We start from the raw sequence: 26,910 nt of genomic DNA on the forward strand, positions 1-26,910 counted from the left end.
CATGATCAGCGACTTTCGTAACCGCTTGCGCAAACAGCCCGCCAAACCTGGCACCTCGGCGGGTGCCCAGCCCGGCGACAGCTTGCCGGACCCGACGGACGCCTTGATGGCCTGGGAACAGGCCATCCCGGATGTGCTGTATGAAACCCGCAGCCAGGTCACGCCGGTGGAAGCCGAGTGGCGGGAAAAGATCTACCAGCAACTGCTCAAGGTCATGGACCTGTCATTGCTCGATGCCCTCGAACAAGCCGAGGCCGCGCGGCAGATTCGCGATATCTGCCAGCGCCTGCTGGAAGAACATTCCGCGCCGGTGAGTACCGCCAGCCGGCAGTTGATCATCAAGCAGATCACTGACGAAGTGCTCGGCCTTGGGCCGCTGGAACCGCTGTTGGCCGACCATAGCGTGTCCGACATCCTGGTCAACGGCTTTGCTTCGGTCTACGTCGAACGCTTCGGCAAGCTGCAACGCACCGACGTGCGTTTTCGCGACGACCAGCATCTGTTGAACATCATCGACCGCATCGTCTCCAGCCTGGGGCGACGCATCGACGAGTCCTCGCCGTTGGTGGACGCTCGGCTCAAGGACGGTTCGCGGGTCAACGCGATCATTCCGCCGTTGGCCATCGACGGTCCGAGCATGTCGATCCGGCGCTTCGCCGTGGACCTGCTCAATACCGACAGCTTGATCCAGGTGGGCACTATGACCCCGGCCATTGCCTTGCTGCTCAAGGCCATTGTTCGTGGGCGGTTGAACGTGCTGATTTCCGGTGGGACCGGCAGCGGCAAGACCACCATGCTCAACGTGCTTTCCAGTTTCATCCCCCACAACGAGCGCATCGTCACCATCGAGGATTCGGCCGAGCTGCAACTGCAGCAGCCCCACGTGGTACGCCTGGAAACCCGACCGTCGAACATTGAGGGGCGTGGCGAGGTGAGCCAGCGGGAACTGGTGCGCAACAGCCTGCGCATGCGCCCGGACCGCATTGTCATCGGCGAGGTGCGTGGCGCCGAGGCGATGGACATGCTCACGGCGATGAACACCGGCCACGACGGTTCGCTGACCACCGTTCACGCCAACACTGCACGGGATGCCCTGGGGCGAATCGAGAACATGGTGTCGATGACCGGGGCGACGTTTCCGATCAAGGCCATGCGTCAACAAATTGCCTCGGCCATCGATGTGGTCATCCAGCTGGAGCGTCAAGAAGACGGCAAGCGCCGCGTGGTGAGCATGCAAGAGATCAACGGCATGGAAGGCGAGATCATCACCATGACCGAAATTTTCTCCTTCGCGCGCCAGGGCATCGGTGAGCATGGCGAGGTGCTTGGGGAGTATCGGCCCAGTGGCATGATCCCGGCCTTCCGCGATGTGCTGGCCAAGCGCGGCATCGAGTTGCCGCTGACCTTGTTTCGCCCTGAGTGGATGGAGGGCCGGACGTCATGAGCAATATCCCCAGCGAGTTCATCCTGATGTTCCTGGGCATGGTGTTCATCGCCGTGTTCCTGCTGTCCCAGGGCGTGGTGGTGCCGGTGTTCGGCGAGGCCGGCAGGATGCGCAAGCGTATTCGTGGGCGCCTGCATGTGCTGGAGAAGGCCAACCACTTGCCCAACATGCAGACGGTGTTGCGGCAGAAATACCTGACGCGCCTGTCACCCTTGGAAGCGCGGCTGGAGCAGCTGCCATTCATGGCCAACCTGACGCAACTGATCGAACAGTCCGGCCATGAATACCGGGCTTATCGGGTCATGCTGCTCGGTCTGATCCTGGGGACGGCGGCCGGGGCCTTGGTGCTGATGGTTTCGCCAGTCTGGTGGATGGCGCTGCTGGCGGCCTTTGCCGTGACCTGGGTGCCGGTGTTGAAAATCCTGCGGGACCGCAACAAGCGTTTCGCCGCCTTCGAGGAAGGTCTGCCGGATGCGCTGGACGCCATGTGCCGGGCCTTGCGCGCCGGGCACCCGTTCAACGAAACCCTGCGTCTGGTCGCCGAGGAGCATAAGGGGCCGGTCGCCCAGGAGTTCGGCATGACCTTTTCCGACATCAACTACGGCAACGATGTGCGCCGGGCCATGCTCGGCCTGCTGGAGCGGATGCCGAGCATGACGGTGATGATGCTGGTGACCTCGATCCTCATCCACCGCGAGACCGGTGGCAACCTGACCGAAGTGCTGGAGCGCCTGAGCCGTTTGATCCGCGGGCGTTTCCGGTTCCAGCGCAAGATCAGGACGCTGTCGGCGGAAGGGCGCATGTCGGCCTGGGTGCTGGTGGCGATCCCGTTCGTGCTGGCGATCGCCATCGTGCTCACCAGCCCCAGCTACATGCCGGTGCTGATCAATGACCCCATAGGGCACAAGCTGATCATCGGCGCGTTCTGCGCCATGTTGATCGGGATTTTCTGGATCAGGAAAATCATCCGGATCCAGGTTTAAGCGCTGTTGCGTCGAGAGGTTTCAGCCATGGACTTTCTGCTCGGATTGTTGAGTCGGTTCACCGGTAACGAAGAACTGGCCCGCCTGTTGTTCATCGCCGCGATTGGCCTCAGCACGGTGCTGACGGCCGTTGCGCTCCTGCTGTTGGTGCTGGGCTTGCAGGATCCGGTGCAGCGGCGCCTGGCGCTGATCAAGCGCGGTTACGCCGGCACCGGCGCAGGGCAGGAGGCGCCGGGTAATTTGCAGCTCTTGCTGGAGCGAATCGGCCAGCGTTTTGCCTCGACCGACCAGGCCCACACGTCCGCCACCCAGACTTTGCTGACCCACGCCGGTTACCGGTCTGCCTCGGCGGTGCAGATGTATTGGGCCGTGCGCCTGATGTTGCCGCTGTTGCTGGTTGGCGTTGCGTTGTTGCTGCTGCCGATGGTCAAGGTTTCATTGGCCGTTGGCTTGCTGGGGGTGACCCTCATGGCGGGCATTGGCTGGTTGATCCCGGCGATCTACGTCGGCAAACGCAAGCAGGCCCGCCAAGGCCGGCTGCGCGCCGCGTTTCCGGATGCGCTGGACCTGATGGTGGTGTGCGTCGAGTCGGGCCTGGCCCTGCCGACGACGATTGAGCGGGTGGCTGAGGAAATGTCGGTCAGCCAGGTGGAACTGGCCGAGGAACTGGCGTTGGTCAATGCGCAGATCCGGGCGGGCATCACCAGCACCGAGGCGCTCAAGCAACTGGCCGTGCGCACCGGCCTGGAGGATATCCAGGGCCTGGTCAGCCTGCTGGCGCAAAGTATCCGTTTCGGCACCAGCGTGGCCGATACCCTGCGGATCTACGCCGACGAGTTTCGCGACCGGCGAACCCAGGCCGCGGAAGAGATGGGCGCCAAGATTGGCACCAAGCTGATCTTCCCGCTGATCTTCTGCCTGTGGCCGAGCTTCTTCCTGGTCGCCATTGGGCCGGCCATGATCGGGGTGTTCCGGGCTTTCGGGAATATGTAGGCCGCGCCTATTTGTGGTGATGAGGCTTGTGTTCACCACAGCCCATTGTGGGCGATCTGTGGGAGCAAAGCTTGCTCGCGATAGCGGTGGGTCAGTCGGTCAAGGTAGTGACTGTCCGTCCGCTTTCGCGAGCAAGCTTTGCTCCCACAGGTTTTTCTGGCATCCGTCTACTGATCACTCCGGTCAACACACCGCACCTGTGGCGAGGGCGTCTGCTCCCACAGGTTTTTCTGACACCTACCTACTGATCCTTCCAATCGAAACACTGCACCTGTGGCGAGGGAGCTTGCTCCCGCTGGGCTGCGCAGCGGCCCCGGCTTTTTGCGGCGGCTCTGCACCATTGTGTGCGAGCTTGCTCGCGATAACGGTGGGGCAGTCAGTTAGGTGTTGAATGTAAGTTGGCCATCGCGAGCAGGCTCCCCACAGATGATCTTGGGTGTTCATGAGGCTTGTGTTCACCACAGTCCCATTGTGGGGACATCTGTGGGAGCAAAGCTTGCTCGCGATAGCGGTGGGTCAGTCAGTGACGTGTTGAATGGCAGTCCGCCTTCGCGAGCGAGCCCGCTCCCACAGGTTCAGGCCTGTGGTCTGCCGGCCGCTCAAGCTAAAAGACCGCAGCCCTCGGCAGTCCCTGCATCGGATCAAATGCAGGGACTGTCGAAGGCTGCGGTGTTTCGTTTCCAGCGTGTTTCATTTGCCGCTGGTAATTTCTCCTGCCGAGTCCTGGTCAAAGAACTCCGGGATCGGATAGTTGAAGCTGTTGAGCCAACGCTGCATGGCCATCTCGCGCTCGGCGGCCGAGGCGGTTTGCAGGTGGGTGGAGGCCGCCACGCCGCGAATCTGCAGTTGCATCCAGCTCTCGGTGCCTTGCTGAGCGGCCGAGGAGGGGCCTGGCTCAATGGCCCAGGCGGCGGTGGACAGGCCCACCATGCACACGATCATCAATTGTTTGGTCATCATTTCTTGAACTCCTCGTAACGCTCTACTTGACCGCGCCGGTTGAAGCATCGACAACTTCGGTCAGGCGGTTGACGGGTGACGTCACTGCCTGAGGGGCCGAGCCCCTGATTTTTTCCGCACGGGCCTGGGCATCTGCTACTTGCCGGGGGCTGAGCTTGGCCATGTTGGCGAGCTCGGCGGCCTGCTTCCAGTTGTCCTGGTAAATCAGCAGGGTCACCATGTTGATCGCGGCCAGCGTGTCGGACTGCTGGAGCTCCATGGCGGTCATGAACTCGAAGCGGGCTTCTGAAATGCGCCGCTGGTTGAGGTAGACCACCCCCAGGTCATTGCGGATCTTGCCCTCGGTCGGGGCCATTTTCGCGGCGCGTTCGAGGTACTGTGTCGCGGCCGCATTGTCATGTTTGGCCGCCGCCAGCTGACCCAGGCCATGTTCACCGTCAGCGGCCAGGCACGTCCCCTGCAGGCTTTTATACAGCGGTTCGGCCTCGTTGCGGCCCATCAGCCGCAGCACCCGAGCCTTGCGCAGGCGGACCTGGACCAAGTCCTCGGGCAAGCGTTCGAGGTTCGCCAGGCTGGCGTATAGACGGCCCTCGTTGGCCATGTCTTCCGCCATGTTCAGGGCCAGCTCCTGGTCGGCCCCGGGCTTGGCACAATCGGCCGAGCGTGAAGCCACCACACCGTTGCTGGCGCAGCCGGCAAGCATCAAGGCCGCCGTTAAAGCGATCACTGTTTTCATGGAATACCCCTTGGCGAGCCGTTGGACATCGAACGCCTTGCACATCAGGCGCCGGCTCATTGGGAAAGCCCGCTGCGGTTGTCAAACTCGCCACTTTCAAGGAAGTACATGCGATAGAAGTTCGGGTCGTAATTGCGCAGTTGCTCGCCGGGCAAGCTCGGCAGTTGCGCGTCGGCTGCCAAGGGTTGGACCAGGTGTGGGGTGACGATCATCAACAGTTCGCGTTCTTCGCGGTTGATGGAATTGTCACGAAAGAACGCGCCGAGAATCGGCACGTCGCCCAGCCCTGGAAACTTGTTCACCTGGGAGCTGTTACGGGTGCTGATCAGGCCGCTGATGACAAAACTTTCGCCATCGGCCAGGGCGATGCTGGTATCGGTGCGGCGTACCGTGAGGGCGGGTACCAATGTCCCGGCGATGTTCACGGCGTTGGTGAAGTCCAGCTCACTGACTTCCGGCGCCACCTTCAAGACGATGCGATTCTTGCCGATGACGGTGGGGGTCAGGGTCAGGCGGATGCCGAACTCCTTGTACTCGATGGACACGTTGTCGCTGCCGGCACTGGGCACCGGGATCGGCACTTCGCCGCCGGCCAGGAAACTCGCACTCTGCCCGCTGAGGGCCACCAGGCTCGGCCGCGCCAGTGTGTAGGCGAAACCGCTGCCTTCCAGGGCGTTGATCATTAACAGGGTCTTACCGGTGGCGAACGACAGGTTGAACATGTCGTTATTGACCGGCAATGAAGGCCGGACCACACCGCCGATGGTGGGCAAGGTCCTTGGTGAACCGAACAGGAAGTTGCCGCGGGTGCCGAAAATCGAGGTCGAGGCTTCCTTGAGCTTGGTCCGGCTGACTTCCACGAAACGGATGTCGGTCTGTACCTGGGCGAGCAGCATCGGGTCTTCGGAAGGCATGCTCGCAGCGCTCGTCAGCGCCTCAGTGGCCCTACCTCTGACAAAGACCATGCTCTGGCGCGGTATTTTCGAACAGTCGGTCCAGACCATCAGGCTGGTGGCGCCGGGCGCCAGGCCCGTGAGAATGAAGGCATCGCTGCCACTGGGTTGCACATCGGCGATTTTCGGGTCGCCGACGGCCAGTTTCGTCACGGGGGCGAGGATGCGCAGTTCGCTCTGGAGCCCTTGGCCAACCTCGAAGGTCGCCGGCAAGCTGTCCAGTTGCGAACAGTTCGCCGCTGCGGCCTGCGCCGCCTCCAGGCCAAGACTCATCCAGAACAGGCCGTGAATGAAATGTTTTAAAACGGGTGCGGTGCGCTGGGTCATGAAGTGATCCTCGATGGAGAGGCCTTCCCTAGGCTTGCCTGATGCCTCGGATCACTTAAGAGGCCCGGGCTGCCCCTTTTCATCTCGCCAGATTGTTCATGAGTACCGGCTTCGGGCCTCATCGCTACCAGCGAACGGGCGCATTACACCGGCCCGACTGAACGACAGGCAGCTTGCGAACAACCTTTTTGGGTCCCGGGATCTCCGGGACTGTCGAGGGCAGTGACGGTATCGATCAGGGCGTATGAGGCACTTTTTACCGGCCCCGTCCTCGCTTGTGTTTGACGGTAGTTCACGCATGGCAAAGCGCCACGTCTCGGGACAAAAAAATGACTAAAAGCTGACGGGCGGAAAAGTCGGTGAAAATTCGCGTCAATAATCTGTCTTTTGTTGCGGTTTTCGGTTGACGTATTGACATGGAAAGGAAGGGGGTTAGCTACGCTGATGTTTGTTTTGAACGTTTAGAGCTCGCCGGCAAGAGCGATCAGCAACGCTTTGGGTTGGTCGGGTTCATGGAACAGGCTAAGGCTCAGTTGCAATAACAAATCATGGTCTGGATGAGCTTCCGAGCCAATTTGAGCTACCTCAAAAACTACATAAGGTTCGTGTGGGTAGGCTTGGCGAGTTTCGAAAGCTGCTCGCAGTACCTGGCTAAGTCGATCGAACAGCAGTGTCTCCGGGTGATTTGAATGCTCAGGCAGTACTGCGCGTTCCCATGCCCCGGGAGTGAATACTACGGGTAACTGAAGGGGGGAGAGTCCTTGCGGTTTGGGTGAGTCGGACATGGTGTGCCTCTTTTGAATGGGCGAAGAAACCTGCCCCATGGGAGAAAGATCTTTCCCGTGGTGGGTTCAAGAGAACATGTTGGTTTATCTGGAGAGCAGGACGCAGTGCCGATCGAGGTTCTCGACGGTAAGGATCTTAGGGCTGATCCATGTATAGGCCTGCGAACCGCTATCAGGCCGCAGGCTACGGTGGGTGTCAGTCCACGTGATAATGAACTGACAACGTTCCTTTCTTCTGTGAAAGCGAGGCGATGGTGACCGCTCCCAGTTCCTGCAGCCGCCGTATATGGGTGCCGCCGCAGCCGTAGGCGGTCAGCTCACCGAAGCCGACTTCCCGCGTGCCTTGGCGAAGTGCGACCAGGCGAGGCAGGTCCTCGGCGATCCAGGCATCGATGCCCTGCTGGATGATCGATGTATCCAACTCCTTGGCATATTCGCCAGGCTGGAACTGCACGCGGCTTTCGCCGGGCCAGTGATGGGCCTTGATCGGTTTCCAGCCACGGCTTTCGGCGAAATGGCCGATCAGGTGTCCGGCCGAGTGCAGGCGTGAGTTCAACAACCGCCGTTGCTCATCCACGCGGATCGTGGCCATGCCCGGGGCCACTGGGCGATCGACGTAATGAACGATCTGTTGCCCGTCCTGAACGACGCGCAGCACCTGGGCGTCGTCGATCCATCCGGTGTCGCAGGGCTGACCGCCGCCCTGGGGATGGAACAGGGTGGCGCGCAGTACCACGGCAAATTCATTTTCCTGGGGGCTGCAATCCAAGACTTCCGCGTTGGCCTTGAGGTCATCGCTATGGAAAAAAAGGCGAAGCGTCATATTCCATATCCTTATCAGAATTTCCTGTCGCGATTATAAAGTAGGCTGAAATTGGTGATAATCCGTTCCAATTTCAAAGGACTGTTGCGCCATGAGCACAAATCTACCGTTGCCGTTGCTTGCCGAAATGGCCATCTTCGTCAAGGTCGTGGAGACCGGCAGCTTTTCCGAAGCGGCCCGTCAATCCGGCTCATCGCCGTCGGCCATCAGCCGCAGCATTTCCCGCCTGGAGAAAGCCCTGGCGACCCGATTGTTGCAGCGCACCACCCGCAAGTTGCGCTTGAGCGATGGCGGGGAAGAGGTGTTCAAGCGCTGCCAGGAAATGGTCGCCGCCGCTCGGTCGGTGATGGAAATCAGCGGCCAGTTCACCCAGGAAGCGCAAGGGCGTATCCGCGTCAGTGTGCCCAAGGCGGTAGGGCGTTTCGTGATTCATCCCCACATGCCTGAATTCTTGCGCCGTTATCCCAAGGTCGATGTGGAGCTGTTCCTGGAAGATCGACAGGTCGACTTGATCGATGATCATGTCGACCTGGCCATCCGGATCACCGATCAACCGCCGGCCGGGCTGGTGGGGCGCCAATTGCTGACCATTGACCACTTGCTCTGCGCCACGCCGCAATACCTGGCGGAACACGGGGTTCCCACGCATCCCCACGATTTGCTGGAGCACAGCTGCATTTACCTGGGGGAAACCCCGAACGATGCGCGCTGGAAATTCAAGAAGGGCAGCAAGGCCGTCACCGTAGCCGTGCGCGGACGCTATGCGGCCAATCACACGGGCGTGCGGTTGGGGGCGGTTTTGCAGCACATCGGCATCGGTAGCCTGCCGTATTTTACCGCCCGACATGCTTTGGAACAGGGGTTGATCGTGCAGGTGCTGGCTGACTGGACGTTCCTGGCTTCCTACCACGGTGGCTTGTGGTTGCTGCATTCGCCGACCCGCTACCTGCCGCCGAAGCTGCGGGTGTTCATTGATTATCTGGTGGAGTGCCTGGCGAAGGAGCCGACCTTGAACAAAGTGGGCACGGGGAGTCGGTCCGGCAAGGTCGCGGCGCACTATGAATTGCCGGAGAGTGATGGGTTGTTCTGACGGGCGCCATCGCGAGCAGGCTCGCTCCCACAGGAGGCCTGCTGCGCACACGAATCCCATGATCAAATATAGTCATTGTGGGAGCGAGCCTGCTCGCGATGAGGCCCATCCAGGCAACACACTTTGCCCAGACAAAAAAAGGCCCGCAGGGTTAACCGTGCGGGCCTTTTGCATGACGGATCGTTATCAGTGCTTGCTGTCCTGGTCCGACATCGCCAGCAATTGCTTTTCCTGGTTCCAGTCGAAAGGCTCGTCGTTCTGCTCGGCTTCGAAACGACGCTCTTCCAGGGCTTGGTACAGGGCGATTTCTTCGTCGGGCATATAGTGCAGGCAGTCACCGGCGAAGTACCAGAGCAGGTCGCGAGGCACCAGGTGGGCGATCTGTGGATAACGGACGATTACCTGGCACAGCAGGTCCTGACCCAGGTACTGGCTTTCGATCGGGTCGACGGGCAGTTGCGCGCGCAGTTCGTCGAAGCGCTCCAGGAACAAGGCGTGGCTTTCTTCGGGCACCTGTTCGGCCTCACCTACGGCGACCAGGATGCTGCGCAAATGGTCAAGCAAGATAAGGTGGTCGGCAACGATGTTGGACACGAGATAAGTCCTCAAGAGCAAAACGGGCGCAGGAGTATAAAGCCCTTGCGCCCGCTTTTATAGTTGAAGAGCTATAGCTGGCGAGCGTACCTGGCCGTCAGCGTCAACGGACCTTGTCCTGCGCCAGTGTCAGCTCGTCCTTATCGAAATCATCCACGTCGATGACCTTGCGCCGCGCCGCCTCGGCCGCGCGCAAGGTCTGCGCTTCGCCGGCTTGCAGCACACCGGCGTCCAGCGCCGCGTCGATGAGGGGTTCGCCTGGCGCCGGGTTGAGCTGGCCCTGCTTGAGCGCACCGTGCAGTTTCTTGTGCAGCGGATGGGCGGCCGCCAGCAGATCGGCGGCGTGTTGCAAGGCGCCCACCGGGTCGTCGGTCGATTGCGGACGATAGCAACCTTGCAGCAACTCTTCGAGGGTCGGGTCACCCTTGGGGCGGCCAATGACCGCGGCGACCTCGGCGTCGAGCCTGTCGCTCGGGCCTTTGTGACGACGACCGAAGGGGAACACCACCAGGCGCAACAGGCAACCCAGCACCCGGTTCGGAAAATTGCCCAGCAGCTCATCCAGCGCGCGTTCCGCCTGGCCGAGGCTTTCCTCCATGGCCCAGTTGAACAGCGGCGCCATGTGCTCCGGCGAATCGAGGTCGTGATAACGCTTGAGCGCGGCGGACGCCAGGTACAGGTTGCTCAAGACATCGCCCAAGCGGGCCGACAGGCGTTCGCGGCGTTTGAGCTCGCCGCCCAGCAGCATCATGCTCAGGTCTGCCAGAAGGGCGAATGCCGCTGCCTGGCGGTTGAGGGCGCGAAAATACCCCTGGCTCAAGGCATTGCCGGGTGCTCTCTCGAAATGCCCCAGGCCCAAGTTGAGCACCAGGGTGCTGGCGGCGTTGCTGACCGCGAATCCGATGTGCTTGAGCAACAAGGCATCGAACTCGACCAGTGCCTGGTCCTTGTCTTCACGGGTCGCCAAGGCCATTTCCTTGAGCACGAACGGATGGCAGCGAATGGCGCCCTGGCCGAAGATCATCAGGTTACGCGACAGAATGTTCGCGCCTTCGACCGTGATGAAGATCGGCGCACCTTGCCAACTGCGACCCAGGTAGTTGTTCGGGCCCATGATGATGCCCTTGCCGCCATGCACGTCCATGGCGTGGCTGATGCACTCGCGACCGCGTTCGGTCAGGTGGTACTTGAGAATGGCCGACAGCACCGAGGGTTTTTCCCCCAGGTCCACCGCGTTGGCGGTCAGCATGCGTGCCGCATCCATCATCCAGGCATTGCCGCCGATGCGCGCCATGGCTTCCTGGATGCCTTCGAATGCCGACAACGGTACGTTGAACTGCTCACGCACCTGGGCGTACTGGCCCGTTACCAGGCTGGTGAATTTCGCTGCACCGGTGCCCACCGCCGGCAAGGAAATCGAGCGTCCGACCGACAGGCAGTTCATCAGCATCATCCAGCCCTTGCCGAGCATGGCCTGGCCACCAATCAGGAAGTCCAGCGGGATGAACACGTCCTTGCCCCAGTTCGGCCCGTTCATGAACGCGGCGCCGAGGGGCAGGTGACGGCGGCCGATGTGCACGCCAGGGGTGTCGGTGGGAATCAACGCGAGGCTGATGCCCAGGTCCTCTTCGTCGCCCAACAGGTGATCGGGGTCATACGCCTTGAACGCCAGGCCCAAGAGGGTGGCCACCGGGCCGAGGGTGATGTAGCGCTTTTCCCAGTTCAGGCGCAGGCCGAGGGTTTCCTGGCCCTCCCATTCACCCTTGCAGATGATGCCGGTGTCGGGCATGGCTCCGGCGTCAGAGCCGGCCAGCGGCCCGGTCAGGGCGAAGCAGGGAATGTCGTCGCCACGGGCCAGGCGCGGCAGGTAGTGGTCGCGTTGTTCATCGGTGCCGTAGTGCAGCAGCAGTTCCGCCGGGCCGAGGGAGTTGGGGACCATGACGGTGGAGGCCAGGTCGCCGCTGCGGGTGGCCAGTTTCATCGCCACCTGGGAGTGGGCATAGGCGGAGAAGCCCTTGCCGCCATATTCCTTGGGGATGATCAGCGCGAAGAACCCGTGCCTCTTGATGTGCGCCCAGGCTTCAGGCGGCAGGTCCATGGCCTGGCCGATCTGCCAGTCGCTGACCATCGCGCAGAGTTCTTCGGTGGGGCCGTCGAGGAACGCTTGCTCCTCCTCCGTCAGTTGCACCTTGGGGTAAGACAGCAGCAGGTCCCAGTCCGGGCGGCCGCTGAACAGTTCGCCGTCCCACCACACCGTGCCGGCATCGATGGCGTCGCGCTCGGTCTCGGACATGGGCGGCAGGGTTTTCTGGAACCAGTCGAACATCGGCGCACTGAAATATTTGCGGCGCAGGTCCGGTAGCAGCAGCGGGGCCGCGACAGCCGCGAGCGCCACCCAGAGAATCAGCAGCAGCCAGCCGGGCGCATGGCTGAAAATGCCCATGGCGAACAGGTAGACCGCGACGATACCCAGCGCGGGCAGCGGGTCGGTGCGCCGATGCGCCAGCCAGGCGATCCCGACGACCAAGACCAGTATCCACAACAACAGCATATGTAATCCTCCGTGAACCAAGGCAAAACCGACCTTCAGAGCTTAGACGGCCTCTGCAAAACCGGCGGTCAGCGCGATGTGATTGATTTCGTGGGAAACCCTGGGTTCATTGCGCCAGTCTGGTTGGCAACAGCCGTGGGAAATCGTTCGTTATCGAAGTGAGAAAACGCCATTGTTTGGCCGGAATGCCGTTATCGCTGGGCTGGGGCTGTGGATAGACTCGTGTTTGCCCGATGCCCGTTCTTAACCGCTGTTGTGGCGAGGGAGCTTGCTCCCGCTCGGTTGCGCAGCAACCGTAAAAGCCGGGGGCCGCTACGCAGCCCAGCGGGAGCAAGCTCCCTCGCCACAAGGATCTGGTTCGGCATACCAGCGGTGATGTTTCCCAAGAGGTCTTCCTTTTATGCAGCAATACCTGAACCCCAGCCGCTTCATCGACAGCGACCACCCCGCGGTCATCGACTTCGCCGAAACCCACCGCGGCGCCGATCGCGACCCGCTGGCCCAGGCGGTCAGCCTGTATTACGCCGTGCGCGAGGCGGTGCGCTACAACCCCTACACCTTCAGCCGTGACCCGGCGACCCTGCGCGGCAGTTACGCGTTGATGGCAGGCGAAAGCTATTGCGTGCCCAAGGCCACCTTGCTGGCCGGATGCGCCCGGCATTGTGGCATCCCGGCGCGTATTGGCCTGGCGGATGTCCGTAATCACCTGTCTACGCCGCGCCTGCTGGAATTGCTCAGGAGCGACGTGTTTGCCATGCACGGTTATACCGAGCTGTACCTGGACGACCGCTGGGTCAAGGCCACGCCGGCTTTCAACCAGGGTTTGTGCGAGTTGTTCGATGTGGCCCCGCTGGAGTTCGACGGTCGCCACGACAGCGTCTTCCACCCGTTCAATCGGCAAGGGGCGAAGCTGATGGAGTACGTCACCGAGCACGGCCAGTTCGCCGATGTGCCCGAGGCCTTCTTCTTCGAACACCTGGAAAAATGCTATCCGCACCTGTTCGGCGAGCAGGTGCCGCGCTTGCTCGGCGACATGCAGGGCGATTTGAGTCGCGCCTGATCCGGCGTATGCTGCTGCGCATTTATCCATCGAGGACGCCGTGATGCTGAAGATATGGGGCCGGAAAAATTCATCGAATGTGCGCAAGGCGTTGTGGTGCGCAGAAGAGTTGGGGCTGGCCTACGAGGCCATCGATGCCGGCGGGGCATTCGGTGTGGTGGACACGCCCGAGTACCGTGCGAAAAACCCCAACGGCCGCGTGCCGATGATCGAGGACGACGGCTTCGTACTTTGGGAATCCAACACCATCGTGCGTTACCTGGCGGCGCGCCATGCGTCGGGCTCGGCCTGGTATCCGGCTGACGTGCAGGCACGGGCCCAAGCTGAGAAGTGGATGGACTGGACCACATCCAGCTTTGCCGCACCGTTTCGCACGGTGTTCTGGGGTGTCTTGCGTACCCCGGCCGAACAACAGGACTGGGCGGCCATCGATGCGGCGATCAAGGAATGTGACGACTTGCTGGCGATGGTCGAGCAGACCTTGAGCGAGCAGCCTTACCTGTCGGGAGATGAAATCGGCATGGGCGACATTCCCCTGGGCAGTTTCATTTATGCCTGGTTCGAGATGCCCATCCAGCGCGCCGAGCGGCCTGGTGTACAGGCCTGGTACGGGCGGTTGCAGGAGCGTGCGGCCTACCGCAAGGCCGTCATGACCGCGTTGACTTAATACTTACTATCGACACACTTGACTGTACTTGTGCGGCGACGCCAAGCACCATTGCCTTCGTGCGCCGTGGTTGTATTGCTCGCCGCCCGCCCTTATCTATTCTTTTCTTCCCTCCCTTCTTGGTGCGTAATCCGATATGAGTTCCGCTCTGTCCATCCGGCAGTTAACCAAAACCTACGGCAACGGTTTCCAGGCCCTGAGTGGTATCGATCTGGATGTCGCCGAAGGTGATTTCTTCGCCTTGCTCGGCCCTAACGGTGCCGGCAAATCCACCACCATCGGCATTCTTTCCACCCTGGTGAACAAGACCAGCGGCACGGTGAATGTCTTTGGTCATGACTTGGACCGCGAGCCCGCCGCCCTCAAGCGCTGCATCGGCGTGGTGCCCCAGGAGTTCAACTTCAACCAGTTCGAAAAGACCTTCGACATCGTCGTGACCCAGGCCGGTTACTACGGCATCCCGCCGAAGATCGCCAACGAGCGCGCCGAGCAGTACCTGACCCAACTGGGCCTGTGGGACAAGCGTGACGTGCCGTCCCGCTCGCTGTCCGGCGGCATGAAACGTCGACTGATGATCGCCCGCGCGTTGGTGCATGAGCCGCGCCTGCTGATCCTCGACGAGCCGACCGCCGGCGTGGATATCGAGCTGCGTCGTTCGATGTGGAGCTTCCTGACCAAGCTGAACCAGAAAGGCATCACCATCATCCTCACCACCCATTACCTGGAAGAGGCTGAGCAGTTGTGCCGCAACATCGGCATCATCGACCACGGCACCATCGTCGAAAACACCAGCATGCGCCAGTTGCTCAGCCAACTGCATGTGGAGACCTTCCTGCTGGACCTTAAAGGCGACCTGGCGACCGCGCCCCAGCTCATCGGTTATCCGGCTCGCCTGGTGGACAGCCACACCCTGGAAGTGCAAGTGGACAAAGCCGCGGGCATCACCGGCTTGTTCACCCAGCTGGCCCTGCAAAACATTGAAGTGCTGAGCTTGCGCAACAAAACCAATCGCCTCGAGGAGTTGTTCGTGTCCCTGGTGGAGAAAAATCTGGCGAAGGTGGCGGTATGAGCATGAGTTCCGAACTGCGCCCCAACCTCATCGCCCTCAATACCATCGTCTACCGTGAAGTCCGCCGCTTCATGCGGATCTGGCCACAGACGCTGCTGCCGCCAGCCATCACCATGGTCCTGTACTTCGTGATCTTTGGTAACCTGATCGGCCGGCAGATCGGCGACATGGGTGGCTTCACGTACATGGACTACATCGTGCCGGGGCTGATCATGATGTCAGTGATCACCAACTCCTACGGCAACGTGGTGTCGAGTTTCTTCGGCAGCAAGTTCCAGCGTTCGATCGAAGAGCTGATGGTGTCGCCGGTGTCGCCCCATACGATCCTCGTTGGCTACACCTTGGGCGGCGTGCTGCGCGGCCTGGCGGTGGGCCTGATCGTGACGCTGCTGTCGTTGTTCTTCACCGATCTGCAGGTGCATCACTTGGGGGTGACGGTCTTGGTGGTGGTGCTCACGGCCACGATCTTTTCGCTGCTGGGTTTCATCAATGCCGTGTTTGCGCGCAACTTCGATGACATCTCCATCATCCCGACGTTCGTGCTCACGCCGCTGACCTACCTGGGCGGGGTGTTCTACTCGATCTCCCTGCTGCCGCCGTTCTGGCAGACCGTGTCCCTGGCCAACCCGGTGCTGCACATGGTCAACGCCTTTCGCTACGGCATCCTCGGTGTGTCGGACATCAAGATCAGCATCGCCATCACCTTCATGCTGGTGGCGACCGTGGTGCTCTACATCGGCTGCGCGCGGTTGCTGGTCAGCGGGCGCGGGATGCGGACCTGAGAAGTCCGCGTCGCCTTCTTCGCGAGCAAGCCCGCTCCCACATTCGATATTCAGTGAACGCAAGATTGGCGTTTGGCATGGATCAGTGTGGGAGCGGGCTTGCTCGCGAAGAGGCCAGCAAGAACACCACAAAAAAAGGCCTCCATTCCCAAGAGGCCTTTTTTGCATCTCACATCCGGCTTTTCTTGCGCCGCCGCCACTGCCGCGCCACCCACCAGCGCCAATAACTCATGGTGACGAAGTAGGCCAGGGCGCCGAGCACCAGGCCGGTCACCACCGAGCCCAGCAGGAACGGTTGCCACAAGGTGGACAACTGGCCACTGATCCATTCCCAGGTCAGTTCTTCGGGCAGCGTCCGGGCGGGTACGTCCATCAACCAGGCGCCGGTCTGGTAGGTGCAGAAAAACACCGCCGGCATGGTGATCGGGTTGGTCAGCCACACCAGGCTCACCGCAATCGGCATATTGCCGCGCACCGTAACGGCCAGCGCCGCGGCCAGCAACATCTGCAACGGGATCGGCAGGAACGCGGCGAACAGGCCAACGGCCATCGCTCGGGCCACTGAGTGCCGATTGAGGTGCCAAAGGTTGGGATCGTGCAGCAGGGTGCCGAGAAAACGTAAGGACTTATGTTCCCGAATGCTCTCTGGGTCTGGCATGTAACGTTTGAATAGGCGCCGGGGCATAAGGCTTCTCGGTCGGTTCAACGCAATTAAAGCCGCAAGTATGTCTGGATTCTACGGCTGGCAGATTCAGACTTTGTGACAATTGATAACGCCAGCGGTGCCGCGAACCGTCTATGCCTGAAGAGGGCACTCTCAAGGACGGGTTATGCGCACAGGATTAGTCGCGCTTGCATTGGGGCTGGTGGCCCCGATTTTTTTACCGGCACTGCCGCCGTTGTGGCTGGTTGCAGCCATGCCGCTGCTGGCGTTGATGGTGTTGCCGTTTCGAACCTACCCGCTGGGTTTTTTCCTGTTCGGGCTGGCCTGGGCCTGCCTGTCGGCGCAGTGGGCGCTGGACGATCGGTTACCCGCTACCCTGGACGGAGAAACCCGCTGGGTCGAAGGGCGCGTCGTCGGTTTGCCGCAACAGGGCGACGGCGTGGTGCGCTTCGAACTGGCCGATGTCCAATCACGTCGTACCCGCTTACCGAAAACGCTGCGCCTCGCCTGGTTTGGTGGCCCGTCCGTCAACAGCGGCGAACGCTGGCGATTGGCCGTGAAGCTCAAGCGACCCGCCGGGTTGCTGAACCCGCACGGCTTCGATTATGCCGCCTGGTTGTTGAGCCGGGGTATCGGCGCGACCGGGACGATCAAGCAAGGGCATCTCCTGCAAGCGGCCCGGGGCGCCTGGCGTGACGAGGTGCGCCAGGCGCTGGCACAGGTCGATGCCTACGGCCGCTCCGGTGCGCTGGCGGCATTGGTCCTGGGCGACGGTGGCGGGCTGAGTCGCGAGGATTGGCAGGTTTTGCAGGACACCGGCACCGTTCATTTGTTGGTGATTTCCGGGCAACACATCGGCCTGCTTGCCGGCCTGGTGTACCTGCTGGTGGCCGGCGCGGCACGTTATGGCCTTTGGCCGACGAGGCTCGCGTGGTTGCCTTGGGCCTGTGCGCTGGCCTTTTGCGCCGCCCTGGGCTACGGCTTGCTCGCCGGGTTCGAGGTGCCGGTGCGACGGGCCTGCGCGATGATCGGCCTGGTGTTGTTGTGGCGCTTGCGCTTCAAGCAGCCTGATCCCTGGTGGGCCTGGCTGCTGGCCTTCGCCGGGGTGCTGGTGTTCGACCCGCTCGCCAGCCTGCGGCCGGGATTTTGGTTGTCGTTCGCGGCCGTCGCCATCTTGATGTTCACCTTTGGTGCTCGCCTGGGGCCCTGGCGCTGGTGGCAAACCTGGACCCGAGCCCAGTGGCTGGTTGCGCTCGGCCTGTGTCCGCTGCTGTTGATCGTGGGCTTGCCGGTCAGCCTCAGCGGACCGCTGGTGAACCTGTTCGCGGTGCCGTGGATCAGCCTGCTGGTCTTGCCACCGGCGCTGCTCGGCACGGCGTTGTTGCCAGTGCCGCTCATCGGCGAAGGGCTGCTGTGGGTCGCAGGCGGTTTACTCGATCTGCTGTTCAGGGGGCTGGCGTTGGTGGCTGGGCGATTGCCCGCCTGGGTGCCGGTTGCGGTCCCGTCCTGGGCCTTGGGTATCGCCGCCCTGGGGGCTTTTTTGCTGCTATTGCCCAAAGGGGTGCCGCTGCGCTTGCTGGGGTGGCCGATGGTCTTGCTGATGGTGTTCCCGCCGCGAGAGAACCTGCCGCCAGGGCACGCCGAGGTCTGGCAACTGGACGTCGGTCAAGGACTGGCGGTGCTGGTACGCACCCGGCATCACACCTTGCTTTACGACGCCGGGCCGCGTTTTGGCGAGGCCGATGTGGGCGAACGTGTCGTGCTGCCGACCTTGCGTAAACTCGGCGTGCATGGCTTGGACCTGATGCTTCTCAGCCATGCCGATGCCGATCACGCCGGCGGCGCCCGCGCCGTGCGCAAGGGACTGCCGACGATGGAAGTGATCAGTGGCGATCCCGACGCTCTGCCTGAGCAATTGCAGGCCGGGCCTTGCGACAGCGGCAGGCGTTGGGAGTGGGATGGCGTCGGGTTCGAATTGTGGCGGTGGGCCTCTGCCGTCGAAAGCAACCAGAAGTCCTGCGTCTTGCTGGTAGAGGCCGGCGGCGAACGCCTGCTGCTGACCGGCGATATCGACACCCCTGCCGAGCGCGCCCTGCTCGACGAAGCCTTGGCACTGCCGATCCAGTGGCTGGCCGCGCCTCATCACGGCAGCCGCAGCTCGTCGTCGATGGCCTTGCTGTCGCGCCTCAAGCCGCATTCGGTGCTGATCTCCCGAGGGCAGGGCAACGCGTTCGGTCATCCCCATCCCCAAGTGATGGCCCGGTACCGCCGCTCGGGCCTGGCGATTTACGACAGCGCCGAGCAGGGTGCCATTCGTCTGCAACTGGGCGCGTTCGAGTTGCCGCGCACCGAGGCCGGGCACCGACGCTACTGGCGCGATCCGCCCGCCGTCGGGCCACCGCGGCAACATTGATCCAGGGCAATCGGCGGATGCGCTTATCGGCGGGACGGGTCTGCAAGGCGAGTCTGTGTGATAAAGTGGCGCACTTTTTCGAGGGGGCAGTCACTGTGTGGGAATTGGTCAAATCCGGCGGCTGGATGATGTTGCCGATCATTCTGAGTTCCATCGCGGCACTGGGTATCGTTGCCGAACGCCTGTGGACCCTGCGGGCCAGCCGCGTGACCCCGGAGCATCTGCTCGGGCAGGTCTGGGTCTGGATCAAGGACAAGCAGCTGAACACGGACAAGCTCAAGGAGCTGCGGGCCAGTTCGCCGCTGGGGGAAGTCCTCGCGGCTGGCCTGGCGAACTCCAAGCATGGTCGCGAGATCATGAAGGAGTGCATCGAGGAGGCCGCTGCCCGGGTCATCCATGAACTGGAGCGCTACATCAATACCCTGGGCACCATCGCCGCCATGTCCCCGCTGCTGGGCCTGCTGGGTACGGTGCTGGGCATGATCGACATCTTCAGCGCATTTACCGGTTCCGGCATGACCACCAACGCCGCCGTACTGGCAGGGGGTATTTCCAAGGCCCTGATCACTACCGCCGCTGGCCTGATGGTCGGTATTCCGGCGGTGTTCTTCCATCGATTCCTGCAACGCCGCGTCGACGAGTTGGTGGTGGGCATGGAGCAGGAAGCCATCAAGCTGGTCGAGGTGGTGCAGGGTGATCGTGACGTGGACCTGGCTGGGGGCAAGAAGTGAAATTCCGCCGCAAGCCCCGGGAAAACATCGAGATCAACCTCGCGTCGCTGATCGACGTGGTGTTCATCCTGCTGCTGTTTTTCGTCGTGACCACCACGTTCACCCGGGAAACCCAGCTCAAGGTTGAGTTGCCGGAAGCCGTCAGCGGCTCGCCGGCCGAAGACCAGCAACTCAAGAACCTGGAAGTCACTATCAGCGCCGAAGGGGCGTTTTCGGTGAACAACCAATTGCTGCCCAAGAGCGACCTGGCGAGCCTGATCGAGGCCTTGCAGAAAGAGTCTGGCGGCGACACCAACCTGCCGCTGTCCATCAGCGCCGACGGCAAGACCCCTCATCAATCGGTGATCACCGCCATGGACGCGGCCGGCAAGCTCGGTTTCAGCCATCTGCGCATGACCACGGTCGAGGCGGCTCCGGCACCCTGATGGCCATGTCCGATCGATTGCTTGCCGCGTGGTATGACGGCCACCCGGCCCTGACCTTGCTGCGCCCACTGGAATGGTTGTACCGGCGGGTGGTGGTGGGCAAGCGCGAGCGTTTCCTGGCGGGTGAGGGCCAGATCTACCAGCCGCCCGTGCCGTTGGTGGTGGTCGGCAATATCACGGTCGGTGGCACCGGCAAGACGCCGTTGATCCTGTGGCTGATCCAGCACTGCCAGCGCAGTGGCCTGCGGGTCGGGGTGGTCAGCCGGGGCTATGGTGCCAAGCCGCCGCAACTGCCGTGGCGGGTCGCGGCCGAGCAGGGCGCCGATGTCGCGGGGGACGAGCCGTTGTTGATCGTCCAGCGCACGGGCGTGCCGCTGATGATCGACCCCGATCGCAGTCGCGCGGTCCAGGCGCTGCTGGAGAGCGAACCGCTGGACCTGATCCTGTCCGACGATGGCATGCAGCATTATCGGTTGGCCCGGGACCTTGAGCTGGTGCTGATCGACAGCGCCCGCGGCCTCGGCAACCGACGTTGCCTGCCCGCCGGGCCATTGCGCGAGCCGGTGGAGCGCCTGCAATCGGTCGACGCCGTGCTGTACAACGGTGCCAGTGCCGACCGCGAAGACGGCTTCGCCTTCCAACTGCGTCCCACCGAATTGGTGAACCTGGCCAGCGGCGAGCGCCGTCCCCTCGACCATTTTCCATCCGGCCAGGCCTTGCACGCCGTGGCCGGCATCGGCAATCCCCAGCGTTTCTTCAAGACCCTCGAAACGCTACACTGGCGGCCCATACCGCACGGGTTTGCCGACCATGCCGAATACAGCGCCCAGGCCTTGAATTTCACGCCATCCCTGCCGGTGGTCATGACGGAAAAAGACGCGGTCAAATGCCGTGCCTTCGCCGCGCCCGACTGGTGGTACCTGGCGGTGGACGCCGCGCCGTCGCCGGCCTTTGCGGCCTGGTTCGATACGCAGTTGATGCGCCTGTTGCCGGATCGGCTCTTGCCTTAACACCTTTTACCCAGGGGAATTCCATGGACACCAAACTGCTCGATATTCTGGCCTGCCCAGTCTGCAAAGGCCCGCTCAAGCTCAGCGCCGACAAGACCGAACTGATCAGCAAGGGCGCCGGCCTGGCTTACCCGATTCGCGACGGCATCCCGGTGATGCTCGAAAGCGAAGCCCGTACCCTGACCACCGACGAGCGCCTGGATAAATGACTACCGCCTTTACCGTTGTCATTCCGTCGCGCTTTGCCTCGACGCGCCTGCCCGGCAAGCCGCTGCTGTCGATTGCCGGCAAGCCGATGATCCAGCATGTCTGGGAACAAGCCTGCAAGAGCAACGCCCAGCGCGTCGTGGTGGCGACTGACGATGCGCGCATCGTCGAGGCCTGCAAAGGCTTTGGCGCCGAGGTCGTACTGACGCGCGAAGACCATAATTCCGGCACCGATCGCCTGGCGGAAGTCGCGGCGAAGCTTGGACTGGCCGCCGACGCGATCGTCGTCAATGTGCAAGGTGACGAGCCGTTGATCCCGCCGAGCGTGATCGATCAGGTCGCCGCCAACCTCGCGGCCCACACCGAAGCGCGCATGGCCACCCTGGCCGAGCCGATCGAGGATGTGCAGACCTTGTTCAACCCCAACGTGGTCAAGGTGGTCAGCGACCTCAATGGCCTGGCGTTGACCTTCAGCCGCGCGACGTTGCCCTGGGCGCGGGATGCCTTCGCCCAAGACCGCGACGTGCTGCCAGAAGGCGTGCCGTACCGCCGTCACATCGGCATCTACGCCTACCGCGCCGGTTTCCTCCAGGACTTCGTCACCTGGGGCCCGTGCTGGCTGGAAAACACTGAAGCGCTGGAACAACTGCGGGCCTTGTGGCATGGCGTGCGGATCCATATCGCCGATGCGTTGATCGCCCCGCCGACCGGTGTCGACACCGCCGAAGACCTCGAGCGCGTTCGTCGCCTGCTGGAGGCTTGATGCGGGTCCTGTTCGTCTGCCTCGGCAATATCTGCCGCTCGCCCACCGCCGAAGGCATCTTGCGCCACAAGTTGCGCGAGGCCGGGCTGGCCGGGCAGGTGGAAGTCGCTTCCGCCGGCACCGGTGACTGGCACGTCGGCAAGGCCCCGGACAAGCGCAGCCAGGCCGCGGCCCTGCGGCGTGGCTACGACTTGTCGGCCCAGCGCGCGCAACAAGTGACGCGCGCCGACTTTGCCGCCTACGACCTGATCCTGGCGATGGACAGCAGTAACTTGCGCAATCTCCAGGCCCTGCAACCGGCGAAGGGCAGGGCCGAGCTGGATCTGTTCCTGCGGCGCTACGAAGCCGAACTCGACGATGTGCCGGACCCGTATTACGACGGCGAGCAGGGTTTCGAGCAGGTGCTGGACTTGATCGAACGCGCCACGGATCGCCTGGTGATCGAATTGAAGGGGCGGTTATGACCTTGCAGGTGCGGGCGGGCGTCAGCCTCAAGCCCTTCAACAGTTTTGGCGTGGACGTCAGTGCCCGCTTGTTCGCCGAAGCCCACAGCGACGCCGATGTACGCCAGGCGCTGGCCTACGCCAGCGAACATGGCGTGCCGTTGCTGATGATCGGCGGCGGCAGCAACCTGCTGCTGACCGGCGACATCGATGCCTTGGTGGTGCGCATGGCCAGCCAGGGGATCCGCCTGGTCAGCGATGACGGCGAGCGGGTGGTGGTCGAGGCCGAAGCCGGGGAACCCTGGCATCCCTTCGTCCAGCACACGCTGGCACAAGGCTGGTCGGGCCTGGAAAACCTCAGCCTGATTCCCGGTACCGTGGGCGCGGCACCGATGCAAAACATCGGCGCCTACGGTGTGGAGATCAAGGATGTCTTTGCCGGCCTCACCGCGCTGGATCGTCAGACCGGCGAACTGCACGAGTTCACCCTCGAAGAATGCCGTTTCGCCTACCGCGACAGCCTGTTCAAGCAACAGGCCGGGCGCTGGCTGATCCTGCGGGTGCGCTTCGCCCTCAGTCGCGCTGCGCACTTGCACCTGGAGTACGGTCCCGTCCGCCAGCGATTGACCGAGCAGGGCATCGATCAGCCGACGCCCACGGATGTGAGCCGGGCCATTTGCAGCATCCGCAGCGAAAAACTCCCCGACCCGGCCGTGCTGGGCAATGCCGGCAGTTTCTTCAAGAACCCGCTGGTGCCGGCCACGCACGTGACGCATCTCAAGCAGCAATACCCCGACCTGGTGGCTTATCCACAGCCTGGCGGGCAAATGAAAATCGCTGCTGGCTGGCTGATCGAACGGGCCGGCTGGAAGGGCTTTCGCGAGGGCGATGCCGGGGTGCATAAGTTGCAGGCGCTGGTGTTGGTCAATTACGGCAACGCTACCGGCCCGCAATTGTTGGACCTGGCCCTGCGCATCCAGAAAGACATTGCCGAACGTTTTCAGGTTGAGTTGGAGATGGAGCCTAATTGGTATTGATGGGCTGATTGTTAGCGGTGGCAGATCGATCAGCACCTTATGGATCGGGGGCGGGAATAACTGGGCGCATTCCCGCGCTTGATAGCTCATCCGTAAAATATCCAATCCACCTTTTCTGGGCCGACCGTCACCCGGTCAGGGAGCAGGAAACGGTACTCGCGATGACGCACGTTCAGCGTCGGCAGGGTCTGGCCTTCTTCGAAGCGGCGGATGACGGCATACCCGGCGGCGATCCAGTACCCGGTTTGCGTACAGGCCTGGCCGCTTTGGCAGGTTGTCGAGGGTTGCTCGGCCCTGATGAAGGCGGGTGAATCGGGCGTGGGTTTGCCGGTGGCGGGCTCGAGACCCTTGGCCTTGGCCAATTCGCGGATCAGCGCCTCGCTGGGTTTTTGCGGTGGGACATTGGCCAGGCGGGCTTCGAGCCATTGGAGCTTGCCGTCCCACTCGGGCAGTTCGGCGGGTGGCAGGGGGAGGATGTCGTGGATTTCGGGGACGGTGGGGTTGGCGTAGGAGTAGTTGCCCAGCACTTTGCCTATTTGCTTATAGCGCTCGACGCGTTCAAGGTCTTGTTGCAGGTCGAGGTAGTGCGACCGATTCTCTGGCCGTGGCCCACGAAAGCTTTGTTCCAATACGTAAGCAGAGGTTTCATCACCAGCAGCTACGCCTAGTTGGAATGCTTCAACTGCCTCCTGATATAGATCTGAGTTTTTTAAGTCGATGCCCAAAGCCAGAGCTGCTTCGCCACTACCTTGTTCAGCAGCACAGCGGCGCATCTGTCGCGCTACGTCTGGAGCAATTTTTATCGGTGCCAACTTATCGCCAACAGAATACTGAGCCTGAGCGTTGCCTTGATCAGCCGCTTTACGGAAGTAACGCAACGACATCTCGGGGTCCTGATGCAGACCCGCCGAGCCTTGTTGCAGGAAAATCCCGACGAAGTAGTAACCCGTTGCCACGCCTGCTTCGATCAATTGTTGGCTCATACGCAAGTGCTGGGCGCCACTGAGCTCGAAACGACCGCGCATGGCGCCATTCTGTAGGTTGATATTGGCTTTGAAATGGCCGTTCTCGGCGGCGATGCGGTAAAGCCGTTCTATCTCGATATCAACGGTTTCGTCCTGCTTGAGCTGGTTGTTCTTTTGCAACCAACGGGCGTATTGAAATAACACCTCACTTTCAGCGGACGGTGCAGGGATCGTTTCGTGTTGGCAGGTAAAGGCCAGCTTGGCCTTGATCTCGGTTAAAGGCTTCACGGAAGGGTCCTTCTTTGGAAAATTAAAAGCGCCACCGGTGCCGCAGGCAACCAGCAACAGGCAGGACAGCAGCAGGATCCAACGCATCAGTCGAGGTCCTTCAAGATGGCTTTGTCGTAGTAGAATTCAACTAGCGAAGTGTCGGGCGACCATTCCTTGGTTTGACGGTCTTTGTTCTCTTTAATGATGTTCTCCCAAGCCTTAAACGCCTCCTCCGCATCATCCTGCGATCCCTTCTTTTTCGTATGCAGATCCCACAACCGCCGCCGCAACGCCTGGGTCACGCTCATCCACTCATGGGCAATGTTCAGCTCGCTGTCCACCTGCATGCTGCGGGTGTTGATGTTGGCCGAACCATGAGTGGTGAACACGTCGTTGATGATCATCAACTTGGAGTGGATATACACCGGCATCCAGGGTTCGCCCGCCGGTGAGTCGGGGGCGACCAGGGAGCATATGTGCACCTTCAAGCCGGGTATTTCCTCGGGCACAACGGTGCTGTCGAGGATTTTTTGTTTCTTGCGTTCGAGATCGGCCTTCCATTGGGCCTGTTCCAGTTGGCCGATACGGTCGTTCGGGTCGGCGCGGGGCATGGGCGGGGCATGGGCGGGGCGTCCTGTTGCATTTTTTGAATGCGCCGCAGTTTGGTAACGCCTGGGATGGTGTTGGCGCGCCCGAGGCTTTCGAGCATGCGTTGGGTGTTCACGGTGCCGGCGCCGATGCCATCGTCGGTGGCGTTGGTGACCACGAACAGATGCAGCGCACCGTGCAGGCCGGGATCGCGCCCGGCCTGGGTCTGGGTGGCGGCGACCGACTTGATGAATTCGGCCAGCGGTGGCCAGCGGAAATACTGGTTTTCGATGTAGATGAACTGCGTCGCGTTGTTGACGGCTTGCATGTAGAGCCGCTCGATATCGCGTTTGCCCTCCTGCGGTTGAGTGCGCAGGATCTGAGCGATTTGCGGCAGACCGAGGGTGTGCAGTTGCGGCCCCACCTTCATGGATTGGCGCGAGGCGAGCAGGTCTTCGCCGGTTTCCTTGCGCCAGGCAACGGCGAAGTTGTGGTGCAGGTGTTCCAGGATCGGCCCGCTGACCTGGCTGGAAATGTCCTGGCGTGGCGTATCGCCGCGCGGGCCACGGTTGGGGGCGGGTTTGGTGCTGTCGGAACGACTCAGTGCCGAGTGCCGGTCGGTGTCCCAGTATTCATCGAGCATGTTGTGGCCCATGACGAAGCCGACCGCGCGGTCCGGTAGTTCGAAATCGACCAACACACTTTTCTGGTGGTGGGTGGCCGTCCACCTCAGCGTTTGGCGCATCTTGGTACTGATTTCGCTGTCCAGGCTCGCGTACTTCACCCAGTGGGCGATCTCGCTCCTTTCATCCAGGTTGAAACCGCGACTGACAAACACCGGAAGTCCTCCACTGGCGGTACGTTGCGCGGCCTCGTGATCGGCGACCGCAGAGGTCGCAAACCACTGGCGATCGAAGGCGTACTGCTCTTCGGTGGCGCGCTGCATCACTCGGTCCATGAGGCGGATCGAGCCTTTGCCGGGCAAGTTGGCTTCACCGGCAAAACCGGCGGTATTGAATGGCATCTCCCACCCCAACAGCCGCACCTCGACGCCTTCCCGCGCCTTGGCCATCAACAGTTCGCCAATGCTCGGCGCGTTGCCGTCCCGGATGAAATACATCGACGGCTGAAACCCCCAGCAAATGATGTCGATGCTCTTTTTGGCCTGGGCAATGGCCTGGTGCACGGCGCTGAAAGTTTCCTCGCCATTGACCAGCGGTTGATAGCCGGCCGCCACGGGATGGTATTCCGTGTGTTGGACGTACCACGGCGGGGTGCAAACGGCTTCCTCGGTGTGCCGTAGGCAAATGGGTACGACGATATCTGGCAGAATCATAGGTTGGTTTCTTCCTTGTTATGGTCTGGACCGCCCATCTGGACGGCGTACAGCGCGCGGTGGTCCGTGTGCGCAGAGGGTGCGTTGACTTCGGTCTTGGCAAGTCAAGGCTGGCCAGATTGGCCTGCTCGGTATTGCACTCGCGATGCATTGGGTTGCCTTACCAAGGACCGCTAGATCGGATCAATATAAAGGGGGAACTCCAAGTCAGGCCTGTACGTATCGCCCGTTTTTAAGCGTT

General features: G+C 61.9%; 25 protein-coding genes and 1 pseudogene. 16 read left to right on the forward strand and 10 right to left on the reverse strand.

The genetic code is table 11. From position 1 onward, the window contains the following. Position 1 precedes the first annotated feature (1 nt). Genes M1D99_RS08860 through M1D99_RS08870 form a run of 3 tightly spaced genes read left to right on the forward strand, consistent with a single transcriptional unit; the run spans position 2 to position 3,420 of the window. Complete coding sequence (locus M1D99_RS08860) at positions 2-1,444, forward strand: CpaF family protein (protein ID WP_186707166.1); 1,443 nt, start codon at positions 2-4, stop codon at positions 1,442-1,444. After that, complete coding sequence (locus M1D99_RS08865) at positions 1,441-2,427, forward strand: type II secretion system F family protein (protein ID WP_434574728.1); 987 nt, start codon at positions 1,441-1,443, stop codon at positions 2,425-2,427. Before M1D99_RS08860 ends, M1D99_RS08865 begins: the two co-directional genes overlap by 4 nt. Positions 2,428-2,454: 27 nt before the next feature. Further along, a complete protein-coding gene (locus M1D99_RS08870; RefSeq protein WP_434574730.1) occupies positions 2,455-3,420 on the forward strand; it encodes a type II secretion system F family protein in 966 nt (321 codons plus the stop codon). Between the two features lie 690 nt (positions 3,421-4,110). Here M1D99_RS08870 and M1D99_RS08875 read toward each other — a convergent pair. From M1D99_RS08875 to M1D99_RS08895, 5 genes are all read right to left on the reverse strand, one after another. Next, positions 4,111-4,380 (reverse strand): DUF3613 domain-containing protein, encoded by a 270-nt coding sequence (locus M1D99_RS08875; protein WP_186707169.1) that lies wholly within the window; start codon positions 4,378-4,380, stop codon positions 4,111-4,113. Between the two features lie 22 nt (positions 4,381-4,402). After that, positions 4,403-5,116, reverse strand: a complete 714-nt coding sequence (locus M1D99_RS08880; protein ID WP_458131656.1) for a tetratricopeptide repeat protein — start codon at positions 5,114-5,116, stop codon at positions 4,403-4,405. Between the two features lie 56 nt (positions 5,117-5,172). Continuing rightward, complete coding sequence (locus tag M1D99_RS08885; RefSeq protein ID WP_458131657.1) at positions 5,173-6,396, reverse strand: type II and III secretion system protein family protein; 1,224 nt, start codon at positions 6,394-6,396, stop codon at positions 5,173-5,175. Between the two features lie 461 nt (positions 6,397-6,857). Beyond that, entirely contained in the window at positions 6,858-7,181 is a 324-nt protein-coding gene (locus tag M1D99_RS08890; protein ID WP_434574733.1) for a hypothetical protein, read from the reverse strand. 196 nt (positions 7,182-7,377) lie between these two features. Next, positions 7,378-8,004, reverse strand: a complete 627-nt coding sequence (locus M1D99_RS08895) for an alanyl-tRNA editing protein (RefSeq protein ID WP_458131658.1) — start codon at positions 8,002-8,004, stop codon at positions 7,378-7,380. A 91-nt stretch (positions 8,005-8,095) separates the two neighbouring features. Here M1D99_RS08895 and M1D99_RS08900 point away from each other — a divergent pair, with 91 nt between their 5' ends. Next, on the forward strand, positions 8,096-9,094 hold the full coding sequence (locus tag M1D99_RS08900) for a LysR family transcriptional regulator (protein WP_186707173.1): 999 nt from the start codon (positions 8,096-8,098) through the stop codon (positions 9,092-9,094). A 186-nt stretch (positions 9,095-9,280) separates the two neighbouring features. Here the strand turns inward: M1D99_RS08900 and M1D99_RS08905 are convergent, their stop codons facing one another. Together M1D99_RS08905 and M1D99_RS08910 are read right to left on the reverse strand one after the other, a co-directional pair. Beyond that, positions 9,281-9,688: a PA2817 family protein gene (locus M1D99_RS08905; protein WP_186707174.1), complete on the reverse strand. Its 408-nt coding sequence runs from the start codon at positions 9,686-9,688 to the stop codon at positions 9,281-9,283. A 103-nt stretch (positions 9,689-9,791) separates the two neighbouring features. Continuing rightward, positions 9,792-12,239 (reverse strand): acyl-CoA dehydrogenase, encoded by a 2,448-nt coding sequence (locus M1D99_RS08910; protein WP_186730586.1) that lies wholly within the window; start codon positions 12,237-12,239, stop codon positions 9,792-9,794. Between the two features lie 400 nt (positions 12,240-12,639). Between M1D99_RS08910 and M1D99_RS08915 the strand changes: the two genes are divergently transcribed. From M1D99_RS08915 to M1D99_RS08930, 4 genes are all read left to right on the forward strand, one after another. Continuing rightward, positions 12,640-13,299, forward strand: a complete 660-nt coding sequence (locus tag M1D99_RS08915; protein ID WP_434574740.1) for a transglutaminase-like domain-containing protein — start codon at positions 12,640-12,642, stop codon at positions 13,297-13,299. A 43-nt stretch (positions 13,300-13,342) separates the two neighbouring features. Continuing rightward, entirely contained in the window at positions 13,343-13,966 is a 624-nt protein-coding gene (locus M1D99_RS08920) for a glutathione S-transferase family protein (RefSeq protein ID WP_434574742.1), read from the forward strand. A 136-nt stretch (positions 13,967-14,102) separates the two neighbouring features. Continuing rightward, positions 14,103-15,035: an ABC transporter ATP-binding protein gene (locus M1D99_RS08925; RefSeq protein ID WP_458131659.1), complete on the forward strand. Its 933-nt coding sequence runs from the start codon at positions 14,103-14,105 to the stop codon at positions 15,033-15,035. A gap of 2 nt (positions 15,036-15,037) precedes the next feature. Next, entirely contained in the window at positions 15,038-15,817 is a 780-nt protein-coding gene (locus M1D99_RS08930; protein WP_411387542.1) for an ABC transporter permease, read from the forward strand. 169 nt (positions 15,818-15,986) lie between these two features. Here the strand turns inward: M1D99_RS08930 and M1D99_RS08935 are convergent, their stop codons facing one another. Further along, positions 15,987-16,502 carry a DUF2062 domain-containing protein gene (locus tag M1D99_RS08935; RefSeq protein ID WP_046063671.1) on the reverse strand — a complete coding sequence of 172 codons (516 nt, stop codon included), beginning with the start codon at positions 16,500-16,502 and terminating at the stop codon, positions 15,987-15,989. Positions 16,503-16,647: 145 nt separating this feature from the next. Here M1D99_RS08935 and M1D99_RS08940 point away from each other — a divergent pair, with 145 nt between their 5' ends. The 8 genes from M1D99_RS08940 to murB all read left to right on the forward strand — a co-directional run bounded on the left by M1D99_RS08940 (position 16,648) and on the right by murB (position 23,510). Beyond that, the gene (locus tag M1D99_RS08940; protein WP_434574745.1) at positions 16,648-18,894 is read left to right on the forward strand and encodes a DNA internalization-related competence protein ComEC/Rec2; all 2,247 of its coding nucleotides are present in this window, start codon (positions 16,648-16,650) and stop codon (positions 18,892-18,894) included. Between the two features lie 95 nt (positions 18,895-18,989). Beyond that, positions 18,990-19,625 carry a MotA/TolQ/ExbB proton channel family protein gene (locus M1D99_RS08945; RefSeq protein WP_434574747.1) on the forward strand — a complete coding sequence of 212 codons (636 nt, stop codon included), beginning with the start codon at positions 18,990-18,992 and terminating at the stop codon, positions 19,623-19,625. Further along, positions 19,622-20,050 carry a biopolymer transporter ExbD gene (locus M1D99_RS08950; RefSeq protein WP_207964794.1) on the forward strand — a complete coding sequence of 143 codons (429 nt, stop codon included), beginning with the start codon at positions 19,622-19,624 and terminating at the stop codon, positions 20,048-20,050. Before M1D99_RS08945 ends, M1D99_RS08950 begins: the two co-directional genes overlap by 4 nt. After that, the gene (gene lpxK, locus M1D99_RS08955) at positions 20,050-21,060 is read left to right on the forward strand and encodes a tetraacyldisaccharide 4'-kinase (protein WP_434574749.1); all 1,011 of its coding nucleotides are present in this window, start codon (positions 20,050-20,052) and stop codon (positions 21,058-21,060) included. The genes M1D99_RS08950 and lpxK overlap by 1 nt, the downstream gene beginning before the upstream one ends. A 23-nt stretch (positions 21,061-21,083) precedes the next feature. Next, positions 21,084-21,269: a Trm112 family protein gene (locus M1D99_RS08960; RefSeq protein ID WP_003179363.1), complete on the forward strand. Its 186-nt coding sequence runs from the start codon at positions 21,084-21,086 to the stop codon at positions 21,267-21,269. Further along, positions 21,266-22,030 carry a 3-deoxy-manno-octulosonate cytidylyltransferase gene (gene kdsB, locus M1D99_RS08965; protein ID WP_434574750.1) on the forward strand — a complete coding sequence of 255 codons (765 nt, stop codon included), beginning with the start codon at positions 21,266-21,268 and terminating at the stop codon, positions 22,028-22,030. The genes M1D99_RS08960 and kdsB overlap by 4 nt, the downstream gene beginning before the upstream one ends. Next, complete coding sequence (locus M1D99_RS08970) at positions 22,030-22,494, forward strand: low molecular weight protein-tyrosine-phosphatase (RefSeq protein WP_186707183.1); 465 nt, start codon at positions 22,030-22,032, stop codon at positions 22,492-22,494. The genes kdsB and M1D99_RS08970 overlap by 1 nt, the downstream gene beginning before the upstream one ends. Continuing rightward, entirely contained in the window at positions 22,491-23,510 is a 1,020-nt protein-coding gene (murB, locus tag M1D99_RS08975; protein WP_434574752.1) for a UDP-N-acetylmuramate dehydrogenase, read from the forward strand. Before M1D99_RS08970 ends, murB begins: the two co-directional genes overlap by 4 nt. An 86-nt stretch (positions 23,511-23,596) precedes the next feature. On the opposite strand, the gene M1D99_RS08980 is transcribed toward murB, so the two are convergent. Together M1D99_RS08980 and M1D99_RS08985 are read right to left on the reverse strand one after the other, a co-directional pair. Next, positions 23,597-24,850: an SEL1-like repeat protein gene (locus M1D99_RS08980; protein WP_434574754.1), complete on the reverse strand. Its 1,254-nt coding sequence runs from the start codon at positions 24,848-24,850 to the stop codon at positions 23,597-23,599. Beyond that, a pseudogene (locus M1D99_RS08985) lies at positions 24,850-26,669 on the reverse strand (phospholipase D-like domain-containing protein). Before M1D99_RS08985 ends, M1D99_RS08980 begins: the two are co-directional and overlap by 1 nt. Positions 26,670-26,910: the final 241 nt, after the last annotated feature.

This window comes from Pseudomonas sp. R3-41 (genome assembly GCF_054161485.1).